20 protein-coding genes and 6 pseudogenes are annotated in these 23,005 nt (G+C 40.0%); 9 read left to right on the forward strand and 17 right to left on the reverse strand.

The annotated features are described in order from the left end of the window. Positions 1-180 precede the first annotated feature (180 nt). From tnpC to tnpA, 3 genes are all read right to left on the reverse strand, one after another. Positions 181-1,761, reverse strand: a complete 1,581-nt coding sequence (tnpC, locus tag BK126_RS04620) for an IS66 family transposase (RefSeq protein WP_076311499.1) — start codon at positions 1,759-1,761, stop codon at positions 181-183. A 67-nt stretch (positions 1,762-1,828) separates the two neighbouring features. Continuing rightward, entirely contained in the window at positions 1,829-2,182 is a 354-nt protein-coding gene (tnpB, locus tag BK126_RS04625) for an IS66 family insertion sequence element accessory protein TnpB (RefSeq protein ID WP_076311500.1), read from the reverse strand. Beyond that, entirely contained in the window at positions 2,176-2,499 is a 324-nt protein-coding gene (tnpA, locus tag BK126_RS04630; RefSeq protein WP_076311501.1) for an IS66 family insertion sequence element accessory protein TnpA, read from the reverse strand. Before tnpA ends, tnpB begins: the two co-directional genes overlap by 7 nt. An 81-nt stretch (positions 2,500-2,580) precedes the next feature. Between tnpA and BK126_RS04635 the strand changes: the two genes are divergently transcribed. The 5 genes and pseudogenes from BK126_RS04635 to BK126_RS30335 all read left to right on the forward strand — a co-directional run. Beyond that, entirely contained in the window at positions 2,581-2,928 is a 348-nt protein-coding gene (locus BK126_RS04635) for a TIR domain-containing protein (protein WP_076311502.1), read from the forward strand. 20 nt (positions 2,929-2,948) lie between these two features. After that, on the forward strand, positions 2,949-3,902 hold the full coding sequence (locus BK126_RS04640) for a caspase family protein (RefSeq protein ID WP_076311503.1): 954 nt from the start codon (positions 2,949-2,951) through the stop codon (positions 3,900-3,902). 821 nt (positions 3,903-4,723) lie between these two features. Further along, positions 4,724-5,090 (forward strand): annotated as a pseudogene (locus tag BK126_RS30325) (transposase); the annotation flags it as partial. Next, positions 5,063-5,257 (forward strand): annotated as a pseudogene (locus BK126_RS30330) (IS3 family transposase); the annotation flags it as partial. The pseudogenes BK126_RS30325 and BK126_RS30330, both read left to right, overlap by 28 nt. Before the next feature lie 117 nt (positions 5,258-5,374). Further along, positions 5,375-5,488: pseudogene (locus BK126_RS30335) on the forward strand (IS3-like element IS655 family transposase); the annotation flags it as partial. 97 nt (positions 5,489-5,585) lie between these two features. Here BK126_RS30335 and BK126_RS04660 read toward each other — a convergent pair. The 4 genes from BK126_RS04660 to BK126_RS04675 are packed head-to-tail and all read right to left on the reverse strand — an operon-like array spanning position 5,586 to position 11,440. After that, positions 5,586-7,568: a TniQ family protein gene (locus tag BK126_RS04660; protein ID WP_076311506.1), complete on the reverse strand. Its 1,983-nt coding sequence runs from the start codon at positions 7,566-7,568 to the stop codon at positions 5,586-5,588. A 46-nt stretch (positions 7,569-7,614) separates the two neighbouring features. Continuing rightward, positions 7,615-8,634, reverse strand: a complete 1,020-nt coding sequence (locus tag BK126_RS04665) for a TniB family NTP-binding protein (RefSeq protein ID WP_076311507.1) — start codon at positions 8,632-8,634, stop codon at positions 7,615-7,617. 11 nt (positions 8,635-8,645) lie between these two features. Further along, a complete protein-coding gene (locus tag BK126_RS04670) occupies positions 8,646-10,694 on the reverse strand; it encodes an integrase catalytic domain-containing protein (RefSeq protein WP_076311508.1) in 2,049 nt (682 codons plus the stop codon). After that, on the reverse strand, positions 10,691-11,440 hold the full coding sequence (locus BK126_RS04675; protein WP_076311509.1) for a PDDEXK family nuclease: 750 nt from the start codon (positions 11,438-11,440) through the stop codon (positions 10,691-10,693). The genes BK126_RS04670 and BK126_RS04675 overlap by 4 nt, the downstream gene beginning before the upstream one ends. A 173-nt stretch (positions 11,441-11,613) precedes the next feature. Between BK126_RS04675 and BK126_RS04680 the strand changes: the two genes are divergently transcribed. Next, complete coding sequence (locus tag BK126_RS04680) at positions 11,614-12,126, forward strand: helix-turn-helix domain-containing protein (RefSeq protein ID WP_076311510.1); 513 nt, start codon at positions 11,614-11,616, stop codon at positions 12,124-12,126. 208 nt (positions 12,127-12,334) lie between these two features. Here the strand turns inward: BK126_RS04680 and BK126_RS04685 are convergent, their stop codons facing one another. The 3 genes and pseudogenes from BK126_RS04685 to BK126_RS04695 form a co-directional block, all read right to left on the reverse strand. Beyond that, positions 12,335-14,128, reverse strand: coding sequence for a TniQ family protein (locus BK126_RS04685; RefSeq protein WP_076311511.1), 1,794 nt, complete (start codon positions 14,126-14,128; stop codon positions 12,335-12,337). Between the two features lie 103 nt (positions 14,129-14,231). After that, on the reverse strand, positions 14,232-14,576 hold the full coding sequence (locus tag BK126_RS04690) for a hypothetical protein (RefSeq protein WP_076311512.1): 345 nt from the start codon (positions 14,574-14,576) through the stop codon (positions 14,232-14,234). A gap of 338 nt (positions 14,577-14,914) precedes the next feature. Next, positions 14,915-15,106: pseudogene (locus BK126_RS04695) on the reverse strand (GMC oxidoreductase); the annotation flags it as partial. Between the two features lie 336 nt (positions 15,107-15,442). On the opposite strand from BK126_RS04695, the gene BK126_RS04700 reads away from it, so the two are divergent. Beyond that, a complete protein-coding gene (locus BK126_RS04700) occupies positions 15,443-15,868 on the forward strand; it encodes a hypothetical protein (RefSeq protein ID WP_143757671.1) in 426 nt (141 codons plus the stop codon). Here the strand turns inward: BK126_RS04700 and BK126_RS04705 are convergent. Then, positions 15,861-16,202: an extracellular solute-binding protein gene (locus tag BK126_RS04705; RefSeq protein WP_076311515.1), complete on the reverse strand. Its 342-nt coding sequence runs from the start codon at positions 16,200-16,202 to the stop codon at positions 15,861-15,863. The genes BK126_RS04700 and BK126_RS04705 overlap by 8 nt on opposite strands. A gap of 62 nt (positions 16,203-16,264) precedes the next feature. Between BK126_RS04705 and BK126_RS04710 the strand changes: the two are divergent. Continuing rightward, positions 16,265-16,624: pseudogene (locus BK126_RS04710) on the forward strand (IS110 family transposase); the annotation flags it as partial. A gap of 688 nt (positions 16,625-17,312) precedes the next feature. Here BK126_RS04710 and paiA read toward each other — a convergent pair. Together paiA and BK126_RS04720 are read right to left on the reverse strand one after the other, a co-directional pair. Further along, entirely contained in the window at positions 17,313-17,831 is a 519-nt protein-coding gene (gene paiA / locus BK126_RS04715) for a spermidine/spermine N(1)-acetyltransferase (RefSeq protein ID WP_076311516.1), read from the reverse strand. Positions 17,832-17,857: 26 nt separating this feature from the next. Next, positions 17,858-18,310, reverse strand: a complete 453-nt coding sequence (locus BK126_RS04720; protein ID WP_076311517.1) for a MarR family winged helix-turn-helix transcriptional regulator — start codon at positions 18,308-18,310, stop codon at positions 17,858-17,860. 112 nt (positions 18,311-18,422) lie between these two features. Between BK126_RS04720 and BK126_RS29710 the strand changes: the two are divergent. After that, a pseudogene (locus tag BK126_RS29710) lies at positions 18,423-18,647 on the forward strand (DUF6198 family protein); the annotation flags it as partial. A 327-nt stretch (positions 18,648-18,974) separates the two neighbouring features. Here BK126_RS29710 and BK126_RS04730 read toward each other — a convergent pair. From BK126_RS04730 to nikC, 4 genes are read right to left on the reverse strand one after another with little or no spacing between them, the layout of a single operon-like run. Continuing rightward, positions 18,975-19,793: an ATP-binding cassette domain-containing protein gene (locus BK126_RS04730; protein ID WP_076311518.1), complete on the reverse strand. Its 819-nt coding sequence runs from the start codon at positions 19,791-19,793 to the stop codon at positions 18,975-18,977. Beyond that, positions 19,771-20,577 (reverse strand): ABC transporter ATP-binding protein, encoded by an 807-nt coding sequence (locus BK126_RS04735; RefSeq protein WP_083655716.1) that lies wholly within the window; start codon positions 20,575-20,577, stop codon positions 19,771-19,773. The genes BK126_RS04730 and BK126_RS04735 overlap by 23 nt, the downstream gene beginning before the upstream one ends. Next, positions 20,574-22,154, reverse strand: coding sequence for an ABC transporter substrate-binding protein (locus BK126_RS04740; RefSeq protein ID WP_083655717.1), 1,581 nt, complete (start codon positions 22,152-22,154; stop codon positions 20,574-20,576). Before BK126_RS04740 ends, BK126_RS04735 begins: the two co-directional genes overlap by 4 nt. Continuing rightward, entirely contained in the window at positions 22,151-23,005 is an 855-nt protein-coding gene (gene nikC, locus BK126_RS04745; protein WP_076311519.1) for a nickel transporter permease, read from the reverse strand. The genes BK126_RS04740 and nikC overlap by 4 nt, the downstream gene beginning before the upstream one ends.

The following is a 23,005-nucleotide window of genomic DNA, read 5'->3' on the forward strand; positions in this document are numbered from 1 at the left end:
TAAAAATTGTTGTACTAAATCTTTTGAAGTAAAATTGAGATAGATATACATACTAGTAAATTTATTGGGAGGAAATGAAATGGCTACAAATAAAAGAATTTTTGTAAGTTTTGCTATTGAAGAGTAAGCGTCAAATAGCCCCCACACCTTTTCATCATGATGAGGGCTAAGATAGCTGGATTAAGATTTAAATACGCGGCAAGTCAGCGGTAGTGATGTTGACCAAGGCAACAGCTTGTCCAGCGCTTCCGGATTTTTCGGATCTGGAAGCTGCGGAAGTTGCTCGAACAAATACATCAGATATTTGAATGGATTCAACTCGTTTTCTTTCGCCGTTTCCATCATGCTATAGATAATACTGCTTGCCTTTGCACCTCGAGGCGTATTGGCAAACAGCCAGTTCTTTCTTCCAATCACAAAAGGCTTAATCGCTCGTTCACTGCGATTATTATCGATCTCAAGCCGCCCGTCCTCTAAGAACGCGGTTAATTTGTCCCATTGGTTCAAGCTGTAACCGATGGCTTCGCCAAGCTTGCTCCTCGGCAACGTGCGGGATCGTTGCTGACGCAGCCATGCCAAATAAGCATCCAATACAGGGCGGCTTTGCTCCTGGCGAATGGTATATCGATCCTTTGATGCCTTGTCTTTCAGCTCACGCTCAATGGTGAAGAGCCGATTGCAAAATTGCAAGCCCTGCTGGGCGACCGTTTCGGTTTTGTCTTGTCCGGACGGCAGTGCTTTTAGCGCCTCATCGAATTTTCGCCGCGCATGCGCCCAGCATCCAACCAGCTTGACGCCTTGTACCTTGTGGTAGCCGGGATAACCGTCCACATGCAGATAGCCGCTGAATCCTTTCAAAAAATGCCGAGGATGCTCGCCACCGCGCGATGGCCGGTAGTCGTACAAAACGATCGGCGGACCCATACGACCAGTACGATATAGCCACAGATAGGACTGGGATTCTGCCGACTTGCCCGGCTCGCGAAGCACTTGAAGCGTCGTTTCATCGGCATGCAGAATGTCCTGCTTCAGCAAATGCTCATGCATCCGGTCTGTCAGCAGAGATAACCACTGATCTGCCCCGTAGATCATCCAGTTTGCGAGCGTCTGCCGCGAGATCGTCAGACCCAAACGAGCAAACTGCTGCTCTTGTCGGTACAGCGGCTGGCTTTCTACATACTTCTGGCTCATGACATGCGCCATGATGGACGGGGAAGCCAAACTTCCCGGATAGACAGGCATTGGCATCGGGGCCGTTACGATCGGCGTTCGAATTTCTTCGCGCTCACAGCGGCGGCACGCATACACTTGACGCACATGTCGCGTCACCTTCACTTCTGCAGGGATGACCGAGATTTCGTTTCGCGTCTCGGTGCTCATCTCATGAAGGGCACCTCCGCAGCAGGAACAGACTTGCTCCTCCTCAGGCAATACATAAGTGATCGTTTCCACAGGGAAATGATCTAGCTTAGCCTCGCGGCCGCCAGCAGACTTCTTGCGACTGTAGGTAACCGTCTCGATGTCAGGTTCCTGCGAGGCAGGCGTCGCTAGCACTTCAGCTTCATTAAACAGATTCAGCTCCAGTTGATCCGGATTCGTCTTTTCACTCGAGGCACCGAACCGCTTCTGCTGCGCAAGACGGAACTGCTCTTCGTACCACTTAAGTTTGGTCGACAATTCCGCATTTTGTTGCTCCAGCTTGGCTGTTTTCTGTTCTAGTTCTTCTATTGTAAGGGGATTAATGTTCGTTTGTTTTTCCATACGCTATTTATTCGCATTACGAGCTCTGTATCCTGCTGCCAGAGATGGCAAAATGCAAACATTTACTTTAAATCACCGTGTTTGCCTTGACTTGCGGGTGCGCTTGCCGCTGGCTTAGCGAAAGTCCGTCGAGCAGCCAACGAAGCTCGCGGCTAGAGACGGTCACCGGATCGCCGCTGCCGATTGGCCACTGAAACGTACCGCGCTCAAGACGGCGATAAAACAGCCAGAAGCCGTTGTGCTCCCAATAAAGAATCTTAAGCTTGCTTCGTTCGCGATTACAAAACACAAACAGGTACGAAGAGAAGGGATCGAGTCCAAAACCTTCTTGAACGAGTGCAGCTAAGCCGTCGATCGACTTTCGGAGATCGGTGCTGCCGCATGCCAAATACACGCGGTCGATGTTTGACAGCGTCAGCATGGCAGCTCCAATGCCCGTACGATTTCACGAAGCAACTCGGGATGAAAGCCTGCTCTGACTTCAATTTCGGCGTGTCCGACCCGAACCACGAAGGATGATGGTGAGGATGGATCGGCTGACGGGCTGGCAATGGTAAGAGGAAGCCAAGTCGCAGATGAGGATGCAGAGGAAGAGGAATGGTTGCTTTTGCGGAGCCAGTATTTTAATTGATGAATGCTGTGTCCGTGCGCCTCGCACCAGGCAGACATGGTCAAACCGCTGGTTTTCAAGTCTTTGATTCTAGCGGTCCATTCTTGCAAGCGTTGGTGTTTGTCCATGAGATAGCCTCCTTGATTTAGATACGCTCATTTTCTCATGAATGGATTGGACGTTAAAGGTGGGCTGGGTTTGACGCTTACATTGAAGACGTCAGATATAGAGATCTATTAAAGGGGCAATCTCTTCATACTAGGTCACCCTTTGAATATACTGATATGTCCGCGAAGCAACCTTGGGACAATAGCTGGAAGACTAATTGTAGGACAAGAATTAAAGGTTGCGATGGTGTAATAGCTCTTTTAAGCAAAAATACTGCATTGGCTAGTGGGGCTTTGTGGGAAATCAAATGTGCAGTAGATGAAGGAGTTCCTATCATAGGCATGCATATTCAAAAAGACACTGTTTATGCTTTACCGAAAGAATTATCGGGAATAAAAGTCATTGAGTGGTCATGGGAAGAAATTAAAAGATTTATTGATAGACTATAATTTTTGCTGGGGGCTTTAAAATGCGCAAGGCACTTGTCATAGGAATAGATTACTACGAAAAAGTATCTCTGTTGCATGGATGTGTAAATGATGCTTATTCTGTTAAACAAGTTCTTGAGAGACACAGTGACGGCACTAGAAACTTTGCAGTCGCTATGATTGCTGCAACTGGAGAAAGTAGTCCCTTATCGCGAAAACAATTACGTGAGGGAATTGTAGAATTATTTAAAGACGATTCTGAGGTTGCACTTTTATACTATTCGGGCCATGGATTTATTGACAATTTTGGTGGATACCTCGTTACCTCTGATTGCTCAGATGGCGATGATGGACTTTCTATGAACGAAATATTAAAAATTGCAAATGATTCACCTGCTAGAAATAGAATTGTTGTTCTGGATGCATGCCATTCTGGATTATTAGGGGACTTCGATCGTTCAGTTAATGTAGCTACATTAAAAGAGGGAATTACTATCCTTACTTCTTCAAGCAAAGATCAATATTCTGTTGAAACTAACGGTTCAGGAGTGTTCACCAATCTTTTTGTAGACGCACTTAATGGTAGCGCTGCAAATTTAGTAGGTCACATCACTCCTGGTAGTGTTTACGCCCATATTGATCAATCATTAGGACCTTGGCAACAACGACCAATTTTTAAGACTAACGTTAAGAGTTTTGTTGCCTTACGAAAGACACAACCACCCATTGCCCTACAAGAACTTCATGAAATAATCGAACTTTTCCCAGATAAAGGGTACCAATTTCCATTAGACCCTAGCTTTGAACCAGACAGCGACTCACCGATAAAGGGAAACACTCAAAAATTCGCAATATTGCAAAAGTATAATAGAATTAATCTACTAATACCTGTGGACGCTCCTCATATGTATCATGCTGCAATGGAGTCAAAAGCTTGCAAACTTACTGTATTAGGTGAACATTATTGGTCTTTAGTAAAGAATGAATTGCTTTAAAGGGCGACATTATTCCATAAAAGCACCTATAAATATTACTTCTATTTATGACACCTTAAGTGGCGATCAATTCCTATTACTCTCCTGTGAAGAGATCGCCAATTAAAAAAATCCAAATTCCCTATACCAAAGTCACTTATTTAATCCTAAAAAATATTTCTCATTCTATTCAATATCATCTCAATGTCCCCCATACTCTTTATACCAGCAATATTAAAGTAATCGGAGAGAATTACACTCATGGGATTCACAAAGTCAAATAGGATCTTATTTACCATGAGATCAATATAATTCTCGTTTTCACTTTTCCTCTGCAACAAAAAATCATAAAAATTAACACCATGAATATCATAATGAAGCATATTCTTAGATCTCTGCATTCACTAGAGATAATCGTTCTATATGATTCCATAATATTGCCCAGTTCACCACTGCACTTTACTTTCAACTCCGAAAAGTAATTCGGAAGAAACCTCTTTATATTTTCTAGGTTATCCATCACCTAGTCTATTTTCATTGATAACAGTCTTAATAAAATATACCCCGTGTTGTTTAAATCAGGTACAATTACACAAATACAAGTTACTAATTCTTGCTGTATCAATATCAGCCTCGTAATAATACTATCGCTCATCCTATCACCCATATAAAGAGATGTAAGGTGAGTCTCTTTGTTAAAGTATCCACAGTCATCCAATAATATGATTGATTCTGGGATAGTAAAAGGAAGCCTTCCCTGTGAAATACTCGATATGGATCGGCTACAGTAAGTTGGACAGATACTAGTAGAATGAGCAAAACAGACAAGGAGCGAAACTACAATGCCGCAAGGAAGGCGCACGTTTACAGCTGAATTTAAGAGTCAGATGGTTCAACTTTACGAGGGCGGTAAAGCACGAGGCGACATCGTTCGGGAATACGACTTAACTGCATCTGCTCTTGACCGCTGGATTCAACAAAGCGAGCGGTCAGGTTCGTTTTCCGAGAAGCCAATCGTACCCCCGAAGATAACGAACTCCTTGCTTTGCGTAAGGAAAACCAGCGACTGAAAATGCAGAACGACATTTTAAAGCAAGCCGCGCTGATCATGGGACGAAAGTAAATGTGATTCGCAACAATGCCACAAATACTCGGTATCAGCAATGTGCAGCGTCCTACAAATCCCGAGGAGCTCTTATTATTACGAGCCGGAGCTTGCATCCGATAAAGAGGAACAACACGTAGAGGATGCCATTCTCAAGATCTTCAAGGACAGCCTAAACAACTACGGGACACGCAAAATCAAAGTGGAACTAAAGAAAGAATCCATTCAGCTCTCACTGCGAAAAATCGGCCAAGTCATGAAAAAACATGGCCTAGTCTCCACGTACATCATTGCCCAATTCAAGCCGTATAAGACTGACTCCAATGCGTCCACAACGGAAAACCATATACAGCGCCAGTTCACTCAGAACGAGCCTTATGCCGTTGTGGTCAGCGATTTAAAGTACGTGCGTGTTGCCGGCAAATGGCAGCATGTCTGCCTCTTTGTCGATCTGTTTAATCGCGAAATCATAGGCTTTAGTAGTGGCCCTAGAAAGACAGCATGACAATCCACTAGCCATAGTACAGCGTTGTCAGATTCACGATCGCATTTTAAGATCCCCTCAGAAAGATCCCATATCTACCTTGTCATAGAGATTGCTACAAAATCGAATATTCGAGTAAAACTTTCCGAATCACTGGGTTTTGTAACATTGATCTTTTTCTATAACCAAGTTCGAAAGCAATTTCTTCTAGGTTGGGACGTTTACCTTCCGCTCTTATTTCTTCAGCAATCTCAATAACTTTCCTATTTAATATCTCATTTTGGTATTCAATATAATGTTGTTGATGAACCAATCTCTGTTCAGCTAACCAATCTTTAAATTGTGGGAAGTTTAAGTTTATCCATTTTTCAGTCTTACCAAAATCTTTATAAAAAGCACCCATTTTTATTCCAGGCTTAGTCTGTTGTTTCTGAATATACAGTGCAGCATCCATACATAATTTTGGATACAATGCTTCATTTTGCTTAGATTTATAAATTTCTATGAGTCCATTAATATTATAATTACTTAACGCTGAAGGGGATATTTCTAATTCGAAAGCTATTTCTCGAAAGGTAATTGGTCGTTCTTGTTGTTGCGCAAGTGTATTTAACACTTCTTCAATTCTTAATAACCACTTATCCTTCTGATGCGTTTTTCTTTCCCTATTAAACAATAAAAAATCTTGCACATCATTCATTGCAAAATAATAGTAATATTCTTTTTGAGTCCACCCATAAGTTTTCATGGCATTATTAATCATCGTTCCATTTTGTTGGTCTAGATCCATGAATTTATTTAGAATATCTGTTTCTTGTCTACGCGGAATAAAATTCTCATTTATCTCGGCTGGTATTAATCGTTTTTGTGAAAAATACTCAATTTCCTCAACTACTTTGAGGTAATGCACATTTAATTCTTTGCTTATCCTATTTACAGTGTATCCTGACAAAAGTAATGGGAGTATTTTATTATAGCCTAATTCGATATGCCCCATAACATCTCGCCACATATCGTTTTCGTCATATCCAAAGGTGATGTGGCATCCAGAACAATTAAATAAGATTTTGAAGGAGTTTAGCTCCTTCAATTTGCGTTTCCGTGTCATTTGCACTTCATTCATACCTAGAGAAGATTGATAATGATTGCACCACGGGCTTAGGCAACTTTGAGCTAAAAATTTTTTCTTTGGAACAGGTTTTAAACTCTCCATCAAAGAGTTTTTGAACGTATTTGGCACTTCTATATTTAAAAACGTTCTAAGAGAAGTTTGGGGCCTAATTATTTCAAATGTTCTTCTAAGTGTAATAATATTAATTGAATTCCCTTTATTTTTTAAATACACATTCATTCTTGAACCTTCGAATCCATCCAGTGAATTCAAATCCTTGCTATAAATTTCAGGACAACCTTGATTAACATAGAGCAAGGCAATACAGTATTCGAAACCGCTGCCCAATAAAAGTTTTGATTTCTTAGCTTCTCCAGAAATCAGAAACATCCAATCTTCTATAATGATTTGTTGATCGTCAATAAACTTATCATCAAGAATCACCTTATTAAGAATGCATCTCCCTAGATTAATTCCGCAAAAATTGCAATACGATCGACTGATCTCACTATTTAAATAAGGTTGCTTATTACCACAATTGTTACAAGAATCTTCTAAGAGAATTTTATGTACTTCACAAATTTTGATGTCTTTTATCTGCCAAAACAAGCGATGTAAAACACCTATTTTCAAACATTCCGGACAAAACTTTCTACATTCTATAATTATTTGGTTTGAAACCGCTCTATTCATTTTAGCATTATTATCCGCGAATTTAGAAAATGCATCGAACACATTTATGTAGGTCATACACTTTATTTTATTTAAATCCAGACTTGATAATTGACCTAATTTTACTAAATCAAGCAGTTTCTCAGGATAAAGATCTAATAAATGAAATGAATTACTCTCAATATTTTTCCATAATCCTGAGACCCTTTTTATATGCTCATAGGTGAACCTATTTTTAGCAAACAGTCGTTCACAATAACCAGTAAGAGACTCATATTTCTGTATAGAAGGTCTTATCGTAAATTTACCACACATTATTTAACTTTCCTTCCGAACTATGCGTTTTCAAATTTGGATAGAATTAATTCGTAATCATCTTACTCAATTCTTGTTCAGAAACATCCCCTATAATATTTTGATAGGCTTCTTTTAAAACTTTCTTCAAGTTTAAATCTTGAGTATTTTCGTCAAAGTCAAGTTCAAATACATTTAACAAACTATATGCTTCTTGGAGCACTGGCGTTAAATACCCGAGTAAACCATAAGTACCTCGATGTAATGTATCAGCAAGTTGTTTTGCAGATCCTAGAAGTTTTTCTTCATTTGGATTTAAACTCTTAACTTGGGTTTGATTATCATCACATACTTCCATCGAATCTCTCAGTAAGATAAAACCAATTGGATCTTTCGGCTTTATTTGCTCTTCAATAGAGGCTAATAGATCATAAAATCCAAAATCACATTCCACGAACCTCTCTAATATAGTTGGAGGATGTCTTCTAAAGTGCTGAGAATCTAATTTGCGTAATCTTTCAATTTCATGAGTTCCAACGCAAATCACTGACACATTCCCTACATTAGTGATATGCTTTATAGCTCCCATGGCCTGCTCCTCTGACACGAATCTTGTTGTCAGAATGTGATCCATTTCGTCTAGGATAAGCATCTCAACTTTTTGAGCCCTTAATAATGTAAAAACTTGCTCTTTTACATCTCCTATACTTGCCCTACTAGATTGTTGAGGTGCATCTAACGCTCGTATAATACTTCTATAAAGCTCCATAATGGTAAAAGGATCTGGAAGATTAACAAAAACAACAGGCCGAATATCGATTTCGTCGCCTTCTTCATTAATATGAGTATAACCAGCATTTTTGTTCGCATATCTTTTCATCATTTGGGTCTTTCCTACTCCGGATAACCCAACTATGAAACGATGTCTTGGAGAGTTCTCACCTTTTTGAAAATTATTGTGTCTTCTGATTGATTCTAAAACCCCCAAGACTTTTTTTACTTTAGGGTGTGAAATATGTAAATTCGCTACCCTTTGAGCAAAAGAACTTTCTTCATTTATTTGTTCTCGGTTATTGTTTGGATTCATTTAAAGCACCTCTATTCGTTTAATTGATCGAACATATCATTTAGTGACAGTACGGTTCGTGGCTTACTCGGTTTAGGTGGGACTGTTACGTTTATTCCCATTTCCAACCCCATTCTTTCTGCTTGCTGTCTTGCTTTTCTTCTTGTTTTCACCAAGCCTTGGATTCTCTGGAACAGTAACGCCTTTGCTGTTTTTATCATTTCTGAATTAGGAAGTTGTTTAGAAATTAATTCTCCCTTTTCTCTCAATAATTCAATTACTTTTTTAAAGGTAAATCTATTTACACCTTCAATCTCATCAAAAATTCCCTTTTCAGCATTTAATACAATATATTCACCAGTTTCAGGTATTTGGAGATACAACTTTGAAACGTCATCCGAATCGTATTTCACGTTGTATTTGAACTCCCTTGGTCTAACTAATTTATGATGTGTTGTATTTTTATATATGACATTTTCATATCGAACACCATCACGAGTATATGGCTTTGTTATTACAGGGAGTAATTCCATTCTATAAAATTCTTCTTCTTCTCTGTCTATCCACTCCGGGAATCCAACCATTTCTAGGCCCGAATAGTAGCGTGCTGCTGGTGTTGGAAAGCTCAGCGGCAGTCCTTTATGAACTTCATAGTGATAATTCGTAATATAGTACGTTAAAAGCTCACGAATATCATCAAGGGTAAAAGTCGCTTCTTTTTCAGAATCGTAATCTCCTTTTTCTTTTACGCTACCCTTACGAGTCCCATACAAGCGATGAATTAATTCAGAGTTCAATGTGCCAACGTAACGCTCTATCGTACCACCATATCTAGGGGTCTTAACCGGTCTATATTGAACATGAGATTGGAGTGTTTCGTTTATCATTCGTTTAACCGCTGCATTTTTAAATTCAGGTCCATTATCCATGTATATAACACTTGGAATCCCATACACATCCCACTCAAAAAGAGTGTTATACCTTTTTTTTGCATCCTTAAAAAATAATCCATGCATAATAGCTCTTCTGACTTTATCTGCTGAGGGGGGTTCAAATGAAACTTCCATGCACCAAATTTTTCGACTATACACATCAATTCCTAATGTTATATATGGCCGTCCAATAACTAAACCAGTCTTTTCATCAATAACATCTAAATCAAGCTGAGTGTGATCGATTTCAACAATATGTAAAGGATATTTCGCTTCCGTGTTGGAAAACCCGCGTTCTACTTCATCGTATATTTCTGTCCCCGTTTTACCTTGTCTCATTCTTGCACGTATCTCGGGATTTATCCTATTGAGTAATTTATAGATCGTATCGTAACCTGGCGGAATAATTCCTTGAAGAAGACATTTTGCTTCAATTTCATCAAAGATTGCTTTTGCCGAGTCATTTTTCAATGTTAAATATTCATTTTCTATCACTTCTTTAATTATTGAATGACATTCTATAGGTAATCTAATTCGAATTACATCCAAAACTAACTCTTTTTTCTTTGGATGGCATATTTCAAGTAGATAGCAGTCCTTACGAGATAAATTTTGTTTTGATGTCTTTGGAATTAATGCTGTAAGACCTTGATTGGGTAGAGATGTTTCTTCTTTTCTAAAGTCGGCCAATCTTCTGTACACAGTTCTATCGGATACTTGATAAATTGCTGCTATCCGCTTTATTAGCATTTCTTGAGTGATATTTTCTAATCGTTCATTTTTCAAAATTAAATGCTTATAACGATCCAAGAATTTTAATTGAGCTTTTTGATCTCCGATTTTAATTTTTTCTAAAAGTAAGATCGGTTTTATCATTTCGCCTCTCATTGAAACAATAGCTCTTTGTTCTGGAGTTAGTGTATCAAGAGGGGAGACGTGTTTTTTACTATTTTCTTCAACCGTTTTTTTTACAACTGCGTCCAAGGAATAAAAAGTGGGATCATTTATGATCTCAAAATAATCATATTCCTCTTCTTGAGTTCCTCTTCCCTTAATCACATAAACTTTTGGAGGTTCTATTGAAATTACATGATGTCTAACACCTTGCAGATGAAACTCCATGTTCTCTTTTAATTTATTTAGCTTCATTCATTTCCCTCCTGTAAGGAATGAAATTGGTTCAGTTGGCTCATAATACTACCTCTTCTTACATATTGCCTTTCGTTGATGGGCTCATTAATGTTCACCTCAAGATAACCGTTCGCAATCAAGTGATAAACTAGAGGCAAAATAGCATGATAGTCGATATGAGACGTAAAGCTCCTAGCTAAGGTAATTATTGAACACTCTGCAGAATTCTCTACTATTGTAAGTACTTGCTGTAACCATAAGTGATATGTCTTTCTTGGCTTTAAAAATCCAACTAGAAAATTTAAATTTGATTGAACTTTTTCAGGCATCTGTTTAGGATATATAACTTTATAACTCCAGTTCTTCTTCCTAGAGTATGCTTCGCAATTCCTATTACACAAGTCGATTGTCTTTGACTGTTCCTTCGGTGATTCCTTAATTTGAAACAATTGAGGTGCATAGCCTTGTTTGTAAACCAATACATCTGGAACATGATTCCATACATGCTTCTGTCCTTCAGGGTCAAGAGTTTCCATTTCGACTTCTATTGGTTGTACATAGTAACGAATCACTTCTTTATCCAACTCAAGAAGATAATAAAATAATCTCTCATTTAAAGAATGGAACTCAATATCTCTTTTCATTTTGATACTCGGGAATACTCCTATAATGTGTGGTCGATGCCAACTATTCTTATTATCCACGCTTCGTTTAGGATAAAATAGCTCGTCCTCATTCAACCAATCATTCGTACTCCAATCCAAATCAATCCACTCCCTTATTAAATTTTATCAAAACTAAAATAATCCGTTATAAAAAATAAACACTTACGTTATATAAACACGAAAAATAATTTTCGTCAAGCAATTTTACAACATCACATTGGTTTTATATAATAAACCAATTAGTGATAAGAATTAACTAGGAGGTAAACAATATGTCAGGAACTGGATACAGAATAAAGTCTTTTAGGAAAGAACAGAAATGGACTCAGCAAGAATTGGCAAGGCGCCTAAATGTTTCAACTCAAGTGATATCTAACTGGGAGCGTGATTATAGTGTCCCAGTTCATAGTGATTTAACTAAATTAGCCCTTTTATTTCATACCACAACTGATTTTTTGTTAGGAAGAACTGATGATATTTTCAATGACCAATTGGATATGTCGGATCGAATAGATATTTTAAACTCGAATAATATCAGTGAAGACATTTTTCAATTTCCACCAAAAGAACAATTATCATTTGATTTAATAAAATTACTTCGATCATCATATTCAATCACTTTTAAAGATTATTTATTAAACCATAACGAACGTACAATAATAATTAAACAGATTGATTTATTTATGAGTAGCATGAGAGATGCGATTGATAATGTTATATATCAGGCTGAAACTGCAACTGATACTAAATTAATGTGGAGAGGTGATACACTTGAGAAGTATTAAGATTGTATCCAACTTATTTATTTGGAGAATAATATTTATAGGCTATAAGTTTTTAATTTTCAATCGACCGATTTGTCACCGTATATCTAGGCCCATTCGGGCCTTTTTGTATTTGTTCAAAACACAATCATAATCTTGAATATCCGATTAATTCAATGGAATTGATTAATAACCAGTATTTACAAAGGGATTTGACATTTCCTCTATATCATCCTTCCTTGTTCATTTCTAGATATTTTTTATTCCATTCCTTTCTAAAACTATCAATTTTGATGCATAATTGAGGATCAATTTTTTTCAATGTAACTCTACATACCCCCAATCTTACATATATATCTTCTGAGTAAGCGATCCCCTTTGGTAGAGTTACAGACAATTCATCAATAGTTTTGATAATTTTATCTTTTCGCTCTTGATTCAGGAAAATTTGTTGTTCCTTTTTATATTTTCCCACTATTGTAGAATAACCTTTATTATGAATCGAAGTTACACTCAACCCCATCGCTTTGGATACTGCAGATAAAGTAATAATCTGATCGTTACTAGATAACTTCTTACAAATTGTTACTACTTGTGCATGGAGTTCATTAGATCCTTCGTTCACTTTTGTTCCAGAATAATACATTTCACACAAGGCAACTATTGTCTCTGGATGATACCTATGTAAAATGTACTCATCATCATTTATCCAGCATTTCCAGTGTTGAATATTATGAATCGATTCCCCATGCTGAATTGCCTGAATAAATAATTTAGTTTTTCTATCATCTAACTTACAATTTAACAGTATCGTTTGCTGTATAAAGAGATTTCGGGAACTAAAATAAGCTAAAACTCTTCTTATTCTTCCTTTTTTTAAACCCATAATTTTCTCTCTTTCTGGCCAAGTCAATTTAGTGATATCCCTTTTGTTTAGAGTATCATATCCCTTAATAAAGTTAGTTCTTTCAACTACAAAATTATTACTATTTATTGCATACTCGCAACCACATGATTTACATACTAAATTTCTTTTCATTATTTCCCCTCTTACTTTATTACTCTTTGCAAGTGTTGTAATGATCGACTTGTCCTGCATATAGCTACTACACCAAGGTGCAATACAGTAATGACTAGCCTTGATTCTATTGGTATGTGTGACTGATCTAATAAATTTTTCTGGTAAAACCATTTCAAAATATTGATCAACATCCAATTTAGCGTTAAATAATATAGATAAAATGGTTCTTAGATGAACGGTTCCTTTTTTGTTAGTACCTCTTGCATAATGAAGATAATGAAGAAACGTTAATTCAGATATTTTGTCACGTATCGTTTGTTTACATAAATCGATATAAAAATTATTCAAAACATAAAGGAGCCGTAGAGCAATTTCATTAGATCGAAGTGGGTTTGCCGTCGAATAATTAATTAGATACGTCCAATTTCTGTACAACCAAGTCTGTTGATACAATAAAATTGGACATTCCAACACTAAACCTTTACTATTTTGTTTACTTAAATCTTCATTACAGTAGGGACAAATACCAACTTGTAAAATATCTTTATAATAGATATGCTTATTACAATAACAGCAGCTTGTTTGCAATTTTTTTTTATGCTTTACACATATTTCAATATCAAGTACTTCCCAGATTAATTTATTTTGCAGATCATCTTTATAACAATCTGGACAGAAATGCAAATATTCGTTAAACATATCATTTAAGAACTTACTGTTCTCTTTTTTGCTATTACCCTTCAGAGCGCTAAGAACATTATTAAAACTTGCTTGCTCAATATCAAGGAGTGTAGAACTACTTATACCTTTAATTCCTTTCAGCTCTAAAATATTACTTGGACAATAATTAAGCCGATGAACGTCACCCCTATGTAAATTATATTTTTTGTTCTTTTGAACTAGATTAATCAGATTAAAGAAGCCAATCCCATTTGCTTTGGCGCTTCGAAGCAGAAAGCTATGTAATGATTCGCCAACTCTAATTTTCTTTCTAATGGTCAATGATAAGATTGTAATCACCTCAGCAATTTTAGGTACCATATACCGCGGTTTTATCTGAATTTTTTAAAATAAAATATATTTATCGGAACTCCGATTTATGAATTCAATAAAATATTTCATTTTGATTTTTCTTTTTCTGTATTTTATTTGTTTCAAACTTCAATTCTTGTATTCTCGTGTAATACCTCACTAAATCTTCATCTGGGGTAATGTTCTTATGAATGGCCCTGCATACAACAACTTTTTCATTATTTCCAGGTAAAATCATTTCAATTTGATTCTTAATGTTGGAACAAGATACAATTGAAACCTCGGTAATGTTTAATAAATTGATTTTTTCAAACCATTTTTCTTTAATTGCAAAATCGCAAGAATAATAAAGCTCTTCATATAAAATTCCTTTACCAGTAACCTTACCAATCCCTAAAATCTCTTTTTTATTGCTCATCACCCAACCCCCATTCATTCTGATAACATTATTAATATCCGTTTTTCTATATTTTATTCAATATAGAGATTTTGAAACTAGAAACAATTTCTCTTCTATTAGCCAGATAGCTTGAGTAAAGTCGAATTCGTCGAAAAGCTGTGACCGCCTGGCCTGTTCCTCCAAAGTTTCCGCTCTGCTTTATGTACATGCCCCACTTTATCGCTTCTCAAATATCCTGTGTATCGGGTTGATCCCTTTCCTTGTATAATGACCATTATTGACATGATGAAGAGCGGAAAAACGAGCGTAAGTGATGTGTCAGCAAACGCATCCCTTACGCTCGTTACCGGTATTTCCTACTCTGATGCCGTATGTTGAGCAATCAAATAATCAGCCGTGCGAATCGCCAAAGCAACCGTTGTTAAAGTCGGATTCGCCGGGCCGGTAAGACGGACTACGCTGTTGTCCGCCACAAACAAATTGGGAATGCTATGGATTTGACCATTTAAGTTCGTATCCGACGTATCAGGATTGAGTCCCATCCGGCAAGTGCCGGTTGGTTATCTTCCCCCGGCACCAGCAGCCTCGACCCTGCTTCGAATTCAAGTCCCATAGCGGCCACAGCGCTTCGCATAGATAGACACAGAGAAAACCTCTATAATTTCAGATGTAAATTACTTACCGCCTCTATAAAAAATTGCAACATAATACTTTGAATAATCGTTTCAAAAAGGCATTACCGACTTTTTTCATAAGAGATTAACAAAGGTCATTGGGATTATTTAAATAACTAGGAGGGAAATTATTGTTAAAGAGAAAAAGGTTTTCGTACAGTTGTTTTATTTTTATTTATCACAGTGACAATTCTAATCACTAATTGTAACGTGGCGCAAAAAGAAACGGTTGTAGGTTTCGAACAAACAATTGGGGATAGAGATATTCCTGAGGACGAGAGGCTATGGGAGGCTTTCAAAGAATTAGTTGGCTCTTATACAACTGACGGCAGGGGAGCTGGTGAGAGAGCATTACAAGAATTCCCTGATACTCCACAAACAGTTGCAGAGCTATTCTCAGAAGTAGCTAAGATGTATCGAGGAGAAACTCCTTTCACTTATCCAATATTTCTTTCTTTACAGTATTATTCTGAAGAAGAGCCTTTAAAATCCGAACTAAGTACTCTGGGTTCATTACCGATTCCACCAGAATTCTATATGCCTGACAACGAGAGTACTAAATTAAAAGAGATTTCTAATTCCTATAATACATTTAACGAATATGTAGATAAATATATAAGCCTTAAATTTAAATAGCAAAAACTAATTGATTATCACAAAAAAGGAACTTGGTTCCAAACATGAGATTCTCCACCAATACGGGCTCATATTGCTGCCTCATCTCCGAGCTCATGTTATCGTCAAGAGGTTCAAAGTAGCCGCGCTTCGCAAACTCCAAGAAGAGAGAGCCATCTGGAATGAAAATATCCGGTGCTTGACCGCTGGCTACAGCCATCTCATAGGACTGCTTGAAGTTTTCGGACATGGATACCAATTCCACTTCAATGTTGTCCTTGTTTGTATTGTTGAACTCTTCAACCTTCTCCTTGATGTAATCCAAGTCATGCCGGCCGAACGTCCAGAATTTCAATTTCGTCTTCTCCACAGCGGCCGTCGGATCTTTTGTGTTTTCCGGGCTGCTTGTCTCCGTGTTGGCTCAGCCTTGCTCGTTGGCTTAAAGACAGAGGGATTGAAGCTGTGCTTGTTAACCCTCACCTGGTTAAGAAGAACAAAGAAAACCGTGACAATACACGATCCAAAAGTGACAAAAAGGATGCTCTAGTTATCGCAGACATGGTGAAGAACGGCTACTATTCTCCTGTCCGTTTCCATTCCACAGAATACGAAGAATTGCGGGTCCTTATGGCAAACCGAGAAACCGTTGTTAAACGGCTTGTAAGTGCTGTGAATCAGATCCATCGATGGGTCGACATTGTTTTCCCTGAACTTAGACAATTCTTTAAAATCTTAACTTGCAAGGGTGTACTAGCGACGCTTCGACTGTTTCCTCTTCACCCAAGTAAAGTCTTTGCATTGCAGCTTAATAACAACTCACGCAAGTTGGTTTATTCGCAGGATTACAAAGAAAGCACGGAGTATCGGTAGATGTTACGCAAACGGGCTCCGACCCGTTCCGTTAGAAAGACCGACCTCCACCCCTTAGATAGGTGTAACGAAGGAATGAAAGGGCATTTGACCCGTTGAGACATGGGAGTGAAAATCGCTAGGGGTATCGTGGAGAATACGTGCAGCAAGTGGAACAAATTGGGTGGGACTACTCCCTCCTCTATTCCCGCACGCCTTCTGACCGTACATCTTAGCAAACCTGGCTCTCTTCATTCACCAACCAAATCTCAAGGCGAGTGAAATCCTGCGAATACACGAGCTTGCGTGAGTAAATCAAATCATACCGAGGGAGCCATACATGCAGCGCAAGCGCCGCACCACAGATGATGAAAATGGAGTTAATTTTCATGGGAGCGTAATGATTAACGCCAAATCCTTTGTCCTTTTATAACGTCGTAAGTGTCTTTTATATCTTCAATTTGAAAGTGCGAAGGAATATACATGGTTTTCTCCTCCTCGTTTGCTCTTATAACAAAACTGCTTAATGACAGAAGGAGCAACTGCCGCGGCTGCAAATTGCTCCCGGGATCACTGATGAACTAACGTTCGCCAGCTTGATAATTCCAGAGAGATGTTATATGAGTGTTTTGGTCATTATAAAATCTATTTGTACTTCATCACCCATATTGAAAGAATGGGCTCCTGTTTGAACAAACCCCATTTTCTTATAAAAAGCGATAGCATTTTCATTTTTTTCCCATACGCCTAGCCAGATTATCTTTTTATCACGTTCCATCGCAATTTCCATAACTTTATTTAGCAGATATTTGCCAAGCCCATGTTTTTGAAATTTGCTTTTAATATAAATCCTCTCGATTTCAAGTGATTCATGATCCATTTCTTCAGACTGAGCATCATTGGTGTTGACCTTTAAATATCCAGCAACTTCATTATTAAAATAAACAAAAAAGAATTGCGAAAAATTATTGGATAATTCTTTTTCTAATTGTTTTAAGTTAAACGCCCTTTCCAAATAGGCATTCATATTTTCGGGTGAATTCTGATCCTTAAATGTCTCATTAAATGTTTCATAACTAATTTCTTTAAGTTTGCGTGAATCTTCAAGGGTACACTTTTGTATATTTATAGTCATTTAATTATGTCGCTCCTTTTATATAATCAATAATTTCTCTCGTTTCCCTTTTTTACAAATTCCCAGTCTCTTTCTATATTTTTTCTTATTCTTTGAAGAAGATTGAAAATGGTTTTTACTTCTCTTTCGGAAAACCCCTCTAATGCAACGCTATTGGAATAATCATTTTCTCTTTTTATAAAAGGATAAACATTTTTCCCTTTCTCTGTAGGAAAAAGTTTTTTTATTTTTTTGTTATGTGTATCGTCTTTCTTTTCAATAAATCCATTAATTTCAAGTTTTTTAATAGCACGAGCTGCTGTTGTTCTATCTACTTTTATCATCTCAGCTAACTTTTCTTGAATGATTCCTGGGTTTTCACATATTCGCACAAGGTACAAATACTGCCCTTTTGTAAGGTCATATTCTTTAAATTCTATATTACTTATTGAATCTAATGCCCTTGCTATCATTCCAATTTCACGAAGGATTTCCTTCATAATTAGCTCCTTAGTACATATTTTTGTTGCAAATTCAATAAAAGCGGTATAAATTTAATTTAGTATATCTTTGTTGCATTTGCAACAAAAAAATAATGATAAAGAGAATAAAGTGAAATATGTTTTTTATGTATTAGGAATTTTATTATTATCCCTTGGTATTTCTTTCACTATACAATCAGACCTTGGAACTTCACCTTTTGATGCAGTTTTGGTAGGACTGTCCATAAATGTGGGGCTTACTGTAGGAAGTTGGGAAATAATAATAGCTTTAATATTGATATGTTGTAATTCGTTTCTAAGCAGAAAAGGGCCGGAAATATTAGGATTGGTAAGTCACGAATTCAGGTTATTTATAACCATTACTCACAATTACCCATCTGCGTAATGGTTACAATTGAGACTGGAAAGTAATGAAAATGACAGAATATATGGCTACGGATGAGATTTATTTAGGGTTAATTTGATACTTTCCGTAATATTAATGCAAAACAGCGAAGCCTTGGATTGCGCCCCAACTACGACAAAAACACCTTTCTGTTCGCCGGAATAAATCGGGAATGTGATCAAGTTCCTGTCATCGGCTAATGACATGAAAACCGCTGCCAATTTTATTGGCAGCGGCGCTTAATTTGATCTATTATGCTCTCCTCCATCATCCCCGTCACTCGGCTTGCAAAACGGCTGGTAGCCGTTGTTTCTTAGCATCTTTAACCGATAACACGGAGGCCAACAGTGCCTTCGTGTAAGGATTCTGGGCTTCAGCGAGGAGATGCCTGCTGCTGATTATCTCTACAATGCTGCCGCGATGCATCACGGCAATCATGCCGCTGACACGCTGGACTACGGCCAAATCGTGTGAAATGAACAGCGAGGAAATTCCGTTCTCCTTCTGCAAACGGGCAAACAGCTCCAGTATTTGCTGCTGAATGGACACATCAAGCGCTGAAGTGGCCTCGTCATAGATAACGATATCCGGCTTTATTCCAATCACCCTGGCGATTGCCGCCCTTTGCAGCTCCCCGCCGCTGAGCTCATGAGCATATTTGGCCGCAAACGTCAGAGGAAGTCCGACGAGCTCCAGCAGACGCTCGGACTCTTGTACGGCTTCTCTGCGCTTCATAACCTTATAGTTGATCAACGGTTCACGGATGAATGCGCCAATCGTCATACGGGGATTGAAAACGGCAAACGGATCTTGAAAAACCATCTGAATCCGCCTGCGGTTTTGCCGAAGCGCCTCACCCTTCAAGTCGGTTATATCCTCGCCTTGATAGATAATCCGGCCGGAAGTCACCCGCTCCAAATGGGTGATACATTTGGCCAATGTGCTTTTTCCGCTGCCGCTTTGCCCGACAATGCCAAGGCACTCTCCGGCACCTAGCTTCAGACTGACCGCATCAAGCGCAGTCAGTCTGTCCCCGCCGCTCAGTTCGAACTGCTTGGTTACATTTCTCAGCTCAAGGATGGGCTGACCGGACAATGTCTTTCCCCTCCAGTTCCGGGACGTCGGTTAACAGCTTCATGGTATAGTTATGCTTCGGACTGTCGATCATACTTTCGGCATTCCCCCATTCGACGATCTTCCCGTCCTTCATGACACCGATCTTGTCTGCCATATGTGCCGCAACCGCCATATTATGCGTTACCATGATGATGCCCGTTCCAAAGGTATCTCTCAGTTGCAACAGCTGCTTCATGACCTGCGCCTGTGTAATGACATCCAGTGCGCTGGTCGGCTCGTCCGCCAGCAGAAGTTCGGGCTCCATGGCCATGGCCATCGCTATGGAGACCCTCTGCCTCATCCCTCCGCTGAGCTGGCACGGGTAGGCATTCATCACACGATCCGGATCGTCCAGCTTCATGTTTGAGAGCAGCTGGACGGCCCGATTATAAGCCGTCTTTTTCGATAGCTTGAAGTGAGTCCGTATACTCTCGATATATTGGCTGCCCACTTTCCGAATCGGGTTCAGATACGAGCCGCTGTCCTGAAAAATCATCGCCATCCGCTTTCCGCGCACGCGGCGCCATTCCTCCTGGGTGTAATGAAGCAGATGATTGCCCTGAAATACAATATCACCGCTGATATAACGTCCTCCTGCAGGCAGGAGCCCCAGTATGGTGCGAATGAGGGTCGATTTTCCGCTGCCGCTCTCCCCCACGATGCAAACAATCTCCTTTTCCTTCATAGAGAAGACTGCATGCTTCAGCACCGGCATCCCTTTATAAGCGACAGAGAGGTCATTCACGCACAGCAGCTCGGTCATCGTTTTTCAATCCTGATTTGATTGTCCAGCAGATAGAAATCAATGGGGTACATCGTTGCTCCCTTGACGAAGCTCTTGCTTACAATATTGATCGGCGTATATGTCACGAACATATACGCTGCGTCGTTAAGGATGATTTGCTGGGCTTCCGCCGCGAGCTCATACCTCTTCTGAAGATCAAACTCCGCGTTCAGGCGTTCGATTACCGCATCGAGCTTCAGATTGCTGTACCGGCCTGCGTTCCACTCCGCTCCCGTCTTAAAGTAGAAATCGAGAATGTACTGCGGATCTCCCGTAATTCCTGTGTTGATGCTGGAGAGGCACAAATCGAAATCGCCGCTCTTCTGCTTGTCCGTCAGGTCTTCATAAGAAGTGATCTTGATGCTTACGCCGATCTCCTTCAGCTGCGCCTGCATGGCTGCGGCTACAGTGGAGTCGGACTCATAGGCGGAATTCAGAATGAGCCCAAACTCAAGCTTTTTCCCGTTCTTGTCCCGAATCCCGTCTCCATTCGTATCGACATAACCCGCATCGGTCAAAAGCTGGTTGGCTTTCTCCGAATTATAATCGTACGCGGTAATTTGATCGTAGCCGAACGGCAGCGCCGACGTAAAAGGTCCCTTGGCAGCTTTCCCGCCGATTAAAGTCTTCGCGTACGTCTCTCTGTCAATTCCGTATGACAACGCTTTCCGTACCGCAACATCGCTCAGCAGCCCGTTTTTATAGTTCATCCATACGAACTGTGTGCGCAGGCTTGCAATTTCGTCAATGACATAATCCGGATTGTTGTCGAACAGGGAGAGGCTGCTTCTGCCCACATTGCTGGCCACGTCTATTTCACCGGTTTGTAAAGCCAGCGCCCGCGTATTGTCATCCTTAATATACTTGAACGTGATGCCTTCCACGTCTGCGGCGCCTCCCCAGTATCCGTCATACCTGCTCACCTCAATTTCCCTGTCAGAGGTATAAGAGGTCACCATGAATGGGCCTGTAGCAATAGGCTTGCTCACGAATTTGCCCGTATCCGCGGTGGTATCCACAATGACGAAAAGCGGTTCTGCGATGTTTCCGAGAAGAGATGCGTAAGGTTTCGTCGTTTTTATCGTAAGATTCTGTCCTTCCGCAGTCATGGATGCTACCGGCAGCGTAGTCTTGCCTCTTTCGTTAAGGGTCAGCGAACGTTCGATTGAATTTTTGACAGCTTCGGCAGTGACCGGATTTCCGTTATGAAAGGTTACTCCGTCCCGGATGTGAAAAAGCCAGGTCGTGTTATCCGCCCTTTCCCACGAATCGGCAAGCTTGGGCACGAGCTTCATGTTTGCATCAAACTGTACAAGCGTCTCCCCGATGGCAGCCCGTGCAAGGGTCCAGCCGTTCCATCCCTCCGCCGGATCGAGATTGCTGCCGAGCCAGAATAAAGCGACCGTCAAATGCTTGGGCGTTTTGCCAGCCGCGCTATTATCCGCAGCCGCCTTGCCGTTCGCATTCTGTCCGGTATCCGATGCTACGCTGCAGGCTGCCAGCATGAAGCAGAGCAGCAAAAGCGCCGCAAGAAACATTAATTTTTTATTCATCATTTTTTTCGTCCTCCTGAATGTAAGCTGATTTCTTTAGGGTCCAATACATCTCTTACGCTGTCTCCCAGCAAATTAAAGATCAGAACGGTGCAAAATATCGCGAGCCCCGGATAGATCAATAACCATGGCGCCGTTTGCAGGTATTTCCTTCCTTCGTTCAGCATCGCACCCCATTCCGGTGCAGGCGGCTGCGAGCCGAGGCCGAGGAAGGACAAGCCGGATATGGAAATCAGCATGCCGCCGACGTCCAGCATGGCCATGACAACCAACGGGGACAGCATATTGGGCAGCATATAATGAAATACGATTTTCATATACCGGGCTCCTCCGAGAGCAGCAACGGCAATATATTCTTTTTGGCGAATAGATACAATTAGGCTTCGAGTCACACGCGCATATTTCGTCCACCAGATGACGGCAAGAGCTATTACCGTATTCATCAGGCCGGGTCCCAGCGCTCCAACGACCGCAATCGCAAAGATAATACCAGGGAAAGCCATCAGCGTGTCGCACAGCCGCATCAGAACCGTATCGGAGAAACCTCCGAAAAAGCCTGAAACCATGCCGATCGCAACTCCCAGCACGAACACGATGCCGATCATCAAGAAAGTCATGGAAAGCGATGTTCTGGCTCCATACAGGATTCGCGACAGCACACATCTGCCGAGCTGATCGGTGCCAAGCGGGTACTCGGCGCTATGCAGCAGCAGTACATGGGCAAAGTCGGTTGCCAGCGGATCATGGGGCGCGATCAGCGGTGCGATGAGGATGAATGCAATCCACAGCAGGGCAAGAGCAAGCAAAGCCGAAAATAACCGGTGATGCTTCATGGCGGATTTTAGCTTGTTCAT

Source organism: Paenibacillus sp. FSL H7-0326 (assembly GCF_001955535.1).
Classification (GTDB): Bacteria; Bacillota; Bacilli; order Paenibacillales; family Paenibacillaceae; genus Paenibacillus; species Paenibacillus shunpengii.

Excerpts from the sequence above, each read along its gene's own strand:
- tnpC (WP_076311499.1), bottom strand. The coding sequence starts at position 1,761 with ATGGAAAAACAAACGAACATTAATCCCCTTACAATAGAAGAACTAGAA.
- tnpB (WP_076311500.1), bottom strand. The coding sequence starts at position 2,182 with ATGCTGACGCTGTCAAACATCGACCGCGTGTATTTGGCATGCGGCAGC.
- tnpA (WP_076311501.1), bottom strand. The coding sequence starts at position 2,499 with ATGGACAAACACCAACGCTTGCAAGAATGGACCGCTAGAATCAAAGAC.
- BK126_RS04640 (WP_076311503.1), top strand. The coding sequence starts at position 2,949 with ATGCGCAAGGCACTTGTCATAGGAATAGATTACTACGAAAAAGTATCT.
- BK126_RS04660 (WP_076311506.1), bottom strand. The coding sequence starts at position 7,568 with ATGTGTGGTAAATTTACGATAAGACCTTCTATACAGAAATATGAGTCT.
- BK126_RS04665 (WP_076311507.1), bottom strand. The coding sequence starts at position 8,634 with ATGAATCCAAACAATAACCGAGAACAAATAAATGAAGAAAGTTCTTTT.
- BK126_RS04670 (WP_076311508.1), bottom strand. The coding sequence starts at position 10,694 with ATGAAGCTAAATAAATTAAAAGAGAACATGGAGTTTCATCTGCAAGGT.
- BK126_RS04680 (WP_076311510.1), top strand. The coding sequence starts at position 11,614 with ATGTCAGGAACTGGATACAGAATAAAGTCTTTTAGGAAAGAACAGAAA.
- BK126_RS04690 (WP_076311512.1), bottom strand. The coding sequence starts at position 14,576 with ATGAGCAATAAAAAAGAGATTTTAGGGATTGGTAAGGTTACTGGTAAA.
- paiA (WP_076311516.1), bottom strand. The coding sequence starts at position 17,831 with ATGACTATAAATATACAAAAGTGTACCCTTGAAGATTCACGCAAACTT.
- BK126_RS04720 (WP_076311517.1), bottom strand. The coding sequence starts at position 18,310 with ATGAAGGAAATCCTTCGTGAAATTGGAATGATAGCAAGGGCATTAGAT.
- BK126_RS04735 (WP_083655716.1), bottom strand. The coding sequence starts at position 20,577 with ATGACCGAGCTGCTGTGCGTGAATGACCTCTCTGTCGCTTATAAAGGG.
- BK126_RS04740 (WP_083655717.1), bottom strand. The coding sequence starts at position 22,154 with ATGATGAATAAAAAATTAATGTTTCTTGCGGCGCTTTTGCTGCTCTGC.
- nikC (WP_076311519.1), bottom strand. The coding sequence starts at position 23,005 with ATGAACAAGCTAAAATCCGCCATGAAGCATCACCGGTTATTTTCGGCT.